The organism is Amycolatopsis sp. H20-H5 (assembly GCF_035828755.1).
GTDB lineage: Bacteria > Actinomycetota > Actinomycetes > Mycobacteriales > Pseudonocardiaceae > Amycolatopsis.
In genome coordinates this window covers 47088-52019 of the sequence record NZ_JAYMZS010000062.1, presented here as the reverse complement: position 1 = coordinate 52019, position 4932 = coordinate 47088, and the positions used below count along the sequence as shown (strand labels likewise).

General features: G+C 65.8%; 5 protein-coding genes. All 5 read left to right on the top strand.

Translation table 11 applies throughout. The features are described from left to right. The first annotated feature begins 135 nt into the window (after positions 1 to 135). Positions 136 to 663: a general stress protein gene (locus QMK34_RS28885; RefSeq protein WP_326417654.1), complete on the top strand. Its 528-nt coding sequence runs from the start codon at positions 136 to 138 to the stop codon at positions 661 to 663. Positions 664 to 895: 232 nt separating this feature from the next. Continuing rightward, positions 896 to 2221, top strand: coding sequence for an ABC transporter substrate-binding protein (locus tag QMK34_RS28880; protein ID WP_326417653.1), 1326 nt, complete (start codon positions 896 to 898; stop codon positions 2219 to 2221). Continuing rightward, entirely contained in the window at positions 2218 to 3168 is a 951-nt protein-coding gene (locus QMK34_RS28875) for a carbohydrate ABC transporter permease (RefSeq protein WP_326417652.1), read from the top strand. The genes QMK34_RS28880 and QMK34_RS28875 overlap by 4 nt, the downstream gene beginning before the upstream one ends. Next, positions 3168 to 4010 carry a carbohydrate ABC transporter permease gene (locus QMK34_RS28870; RefSeq protein ID WP_326417651.1) on the top strand — a complete coding sequence of 281 codons (843 nt, stop codon included), beginning with the start codon at positions 3168 to 3170 and terminating at the stop codon, positions 4008 to 4010. Before QMK34_RS28875 ends, QMK34_RS28870 begins: the two co-directional genes overlap by 1 nt. A 3-nt stretch (positions 4011 to 4013) precedes the next feature. Then, positions 4014 to 4932, top strand: a 919-nt coding sequence (locus QMK34_RS28865; RefSeq protein WP_326417650.1) for an ABC transporter ATP-binding protein, incomplete at its 3' end; no start/stop codon positions are given.

Below are 4932 nucleotides of genomic sequence, written 5' to 3'. Positions count from 1 at the left end.
CATGAAAGGGTCTTTCCAGGCAATTTTTGCCCTGAAAGACCCTTTCATGACACCTCCGGGACTGCCTGGTTCGCACGGTTCGCCCGTCCTTGACAAGATGGGGTCCGACGGGTTTGTCCCACGGGGAATCGGGTGATGGTCGTGACTGGTGCTTTCGGCGGCGGCGGGCGCGCTGCCCAGGGGCAGCCGAGGCTGCCGACACCGCCGACGGGCTGGCCCATCGGCTCGTACGGGACGTACGGCGAGGCGCAGCAGGCGGTGGATTTTCTCGCGGAGAAGGAGTTCGCCGTCGAGGGGGTGACGATCGTCGGCGTCGACCTCATGCTCGTCGAGCGGGTGATCGGGAAGCTGAGCTGGGGCCGGGTGCTGGGCACGGGCGCGGTTTCGGGCGCGTGGTTCGGGTTGTTCGCCGGGCTGCTGCTCGGCATGTTCAACAACCAGGGTTTCGCCTGGCAGCCGATCCTCACCGGGCTCGTCTTCGGGATCGTCGCGGGGCTCGTCTTCGCGGCCATCGGCTACAGCATGGCCAAGGGCCGCCGGGACTTCTCGTCCACGAGTCAGCTCGTCGCGGGCCGGTACGACGTGCTGTGCCAGCCACGCTCCGCCGAGGCTGCCCGGGAGTTGCTGGCCAAGCTCGCACTTGGTCCTTCACGGCCCCTCTGACGAACGCTGTAGGAGATTCACCGGTTCGGCGTGCGCTCCGCTGAATCGTTACCGATACTGCTTGCGAGCTGTGATCGCCCGGCATAGGTTGCTTTCCACCAGTCGGGCGGCTCGGACTCCAGCGTGCCGTCCGAGTACTAGCACGTCGGGGTGCTGGGCGCGGTTCTCCTGCCGCGCGCGGCGTCGGCCGGACACACTGTCGAACCGGCGTGCGCGCGGGCGAGGAGGCCACATGGGGAAGTCGATCGCTGCGGCAAGGAGAGGTCGTTCGCCCGGCCGTGCCACCGCATTACTCGGTGCCGGCGCCTTGGCCGCCGGACTGCTGACAGCCTGCGGCTCGGACAACGGGCTCAAGATCAACATCTACTACGCGCCCGAGGACAACTTCCAGACCGTTGTGGACAACTGCAATTCCGCGGCGGCTGGCAAGTACGAGATCGTCTACAACAAGCTGCCCCGCGGGTCGGACGACCAGCGTCTGCAGATGGTCCGCCGGCTCGCCGCCGGGGACAGCTCGCTGGACATCCTCGGCCTCGACGTCACCTGGGTGTCGGAGTTCGCCGAAGCGGGCTGGGCCGACGAGTGGACCGGCGCGAACAAGGCGGAGGCGTCGAAGGGCGCGCTGCCGGGGCCGCTGGACACCGCCACCTGGAACGGAAAGCTCTACGCGGCACCGAAGAACACCAACGTCCAGCTGCTCTGGTACGACGACCGGATCACCCCGACGCCGCCGAAGACCTGGGACGAGATGATCCAGCAGTCCCAGGCGCTCAAGGCGCAGGGCAAGGCTGCGCACAACATCGTGTTCACCGGTGCCCAGTACGAGGGCCTGGTCGTGGTCTACAACACTCTCGTCGAATCCGCCGGTGGGCACATCCTGTCCGACGACGGCAAGTCCGTGGTGATGGACGAGGGCGCGATCAAGGCGCTCGAGCTGCTCAAGAACGTCACCACCGCGGGCGTCACCGACGCTTCGCTGACCAACTCGAAGGAGGACGACGTCCGCCAGACCTTCCAGCGGGGCGACGCCGCCTTCGAGCTGAACTGGCCGTTCGTCTACGCGTCGTTCGCCAAGGACAAGAAGGCCGACCTGCCGCACTTCAAGTGGACGACCTATCCCTCGGTCATCCCCGGAATGCCCGCGAAGACCACCATCGGCGGCTACGACCTGGCGATCAGCTCGTACTCGAAGCACAAGCCCGAGGCCTATCAGGCCGCGTTGTGCTTGCGCAGCGCGGAAAACCAGAAGTTCTCGGCGATCAAGGACGGCGTCCCGCCGACGATCGAGTCGGTTTACCAGGACACTGTCCCGCTCGACGCGAGCAAGCCCGCGAGTGACGACAACCCGAGCATGCAGACCAAGTACCCGATGCGTCAGACCATTTTGGACGCCTTGAAGAACGCCGCGCTGCGGCCGCTGACCCCGGCCTACCAGAACGCCTCGACGGTCATGTCGAAGATCCTCTCGCCGCCGTCGGAGATCGACCCGCGGGCCACCGCGGACAAACTGCGGCAGCAACTCGGCGACGCGCTCCAGTCGAAGGGGGTCATCCCGTGAGCCACGCGGTCAGTGAGGCCCCGGCGAGCACGACCGGGTCCAAGAAGAAGGCCAAACCCGTTCTGAGCGAAGGAAAGAAGGCGGAGCGCAAGCTCGGCCTGATGCTGTGTGCCCCGGCCGCGTTCGTGATGATCGCGGTCACCGGGTATCCGATCATCTACTCGGTGTGGCTGTCGCTGCAACGCTACGACCTGCGGTTCCCGGCGCAGCAGAAGTTCATCTGGTTCGACAACTACGCCGCGGTGCTGACGAATTCCTATTGGTGGACGGCGTTCGGCACGACGATGCTGCTGACCGTGGTGTCGGTGATCATCGAGTTCGTGCTCGGGATGGCGCTGGCGTTGATCATGCACCGCACGCTGGTGGCGCGCGGCCTGATCCGCACGGTGGCGCTGATCCCGTACGGCATCGTCACGGTCGTCGCGGCGTTCTCGTGGTACTACGCGTGGACGCCGAAGACCGGGTACCTGGCGAACCTGCTCGCACCGGGTTCCGCGCTGCTGACGGATAAAGTCCCTTCGCTGCTGATCATCGTGCTGGCCGAGGTCTGGAAGACGACGCCGTTCATGGCGCTGCTGCTGATGGCCGGGCTCGCGCTGGTGCCGGACGACCTGCTGAAGGCGGCGTCGATGGACGGCGCGAACGCGTGGCAGCGGTTCACGAAGGTGATGCTGCCGGTGATGAAACCGGCGATCCTGGTGGCGTTGCTGTTCCGCACGCTCGACGCGTTCCGCATCTTCGACAACATCTTCGTGCTCACCAACGGGGCGCAGGACACGTCGTCGGTGTCGATGCAGACGTACAACAACCTGGTCAAGGGGTTGAACCTCGGGATCGGGTCGACGATGGCCGTGCTGATCTTCATCACGGTCGCGATCATCGCGTTCTTGTTCATCAAGGTGTTCGGCACGGCCGCACCGGGCAGTGACGACGGGGGGAAGCGCTGATGGTGATGGGTGGTGCGGTCACGACCGGCCGCAAGGTCCGGTGGGGCCTGGTCGACATCCTGGTACTGGTGTTCGCGCTGGTGCCCGTGCTGTGGGTGGTGTCGCTGTCGTTCAAGACGAAGGCGACGCTCACCGACGGCTCGTTCATCCCGAACGAGTGGACGCTGCAGAACTACGCGGACATCTTCGTGACCACGGAGTTCATCCGCGCGCTGGTGAACTCGATCGGCATCGCGATCATCGCCACGGTGATCGCGGTGACGCTGGGCACGATGGCGGCGTACGCGATCGCCAGGCTCGACTTCCCCGGTAAGCAGATCCTGGTCGGGATGTCGCTGCTGATCGCGATGTTCCCGCAGGTCTCGCTGGTGACGCCGTTGTTCAACATCGAGCGTGAGCTCGGGTTGTTCGACACGTGGCCGGGCCTGATCCTGCCCTACATCACGTTCGCGCTGCCGCTGTCGATCTACACGCTATCGGCGTTCTTCCGGGAAATCCCGTGGGAGCTGGAAAAAGCGGCGAAGATGGACGGCGCGACGCCGGCGCAGGCGTTCCGCAAGGTGATCGCGCCGCTGGCCGCGCCGGGCGTGTTCACCACGGCGATCCTGGTGTTCATCTTCTGCTGGAACGACTTCCTGTTCGCCATCTCGCTGACGTCCACCGAGGCGTCGCGCACGGTGCCGGCGGCGTTGTCGTTCTTCACCGGGTCTTCGCAGTTCGAGGACCCGACCGGGACGATCTCCGCGGCCGCCGTGGTGATCACGATCCCGATCATCCTGTTCGTGTTGTTCTTCCAGCGCCGCATCGTCGCGGGGCTGACGTCTGGTGCGGTGAAGGGGTAACGCATGGCTGAGATCGTTCTGGACAAGGTGAGCAAGAAGTACCCCGACGGTGCGCTGGCGGTGTCCGAAGTGGACATCACGATCGCGGACGGCGAGTTCATCATCCTGGTCGGCCCCTCGGGCTGCGGGAAGTCGACGACGCTGAACATGGTCGCCGGGCTGGAGGACATCTCCGACGGCGAGCTGCGTATCGACGGCAAGCGCGTCAACGAGAAGGCGCCGAAGGACCGTGACATCGCGATGGTGTTCCAGTCCTACGCGCTGTACCCGCACATGAGCGTGCGCGAGAACATGGCGTTCCCGTTGCGGCTGGCGAAGGTCAGCGACAAGATCGTCAAGGGGAAGGTGGAGGAAGCCGCGAAGATCCTCGACCTGACCCAGCACCTGGACCGCAAACCGGCGAACCTGTCCGGCGGGCAGCGCCAGCGGGTCGCGATGGGGCGCGCGATCGTGCGTAACCCGAGCGCGTTCCTGATGGACGAACCACTGTCCAATCTGGACGCGAAGCTGCGTGGGCAGATGCGGACGTCGGTGTCGAAGATCCAGAAGCAGCTGGGCACGACCACGCTGTACGTGACGCACGACCAGACCGAGGCGATGACGCTTGGCGACCGCGTCGTCGTGTTGCGGGGCGGGTACGTGCAGCAGATCGGGGCGCCGCAGTTCCTCTACGATAACCCGGCGAACCTGTTCGTGGCCGGGTTCATCGGCTCGCCGTCGATGAACTTCGTCCCGGCGACGCTGGAGAACGGGCAGCTCACCAGCCCACTCGGCAGCGTCCCGCTGACGGACAGGGTCCGCAGGCTGGTCGAGGCGGCCGACGCGCCGCGTGAGGTCATCGTCGGCATCCGGCCGGAGTACTTCGAAGACGCGGCACTGCTCGACGAAGCCCAGTCCGGCGGCGGCGCGGTCTTCACCGCGC

Coding starts and splice junctions, on each gene's coding strand:
- QMK34_RS28885 (WP_326417654.1), top strand. CDS start 136: ATGGTCGTGACTGGTGCTTTCGGCGGCGGCGGGCGCGCTGCCCAGGGG.
- QMK34_RS28880 (WP_326417653.1), top strand. CDS start 896: ATGGGGAAGTCGATCGCTGCGGCAAGGAGAGGTCGTTCGCCCGGCCGT.
- QMK34_RS28870 (WP_326417651.1), top strand. CDS start 3,168: ATGGTGATGGGTGGTGCGGTCACGACCGGCCGCAAGGTCCGGTGGGGC.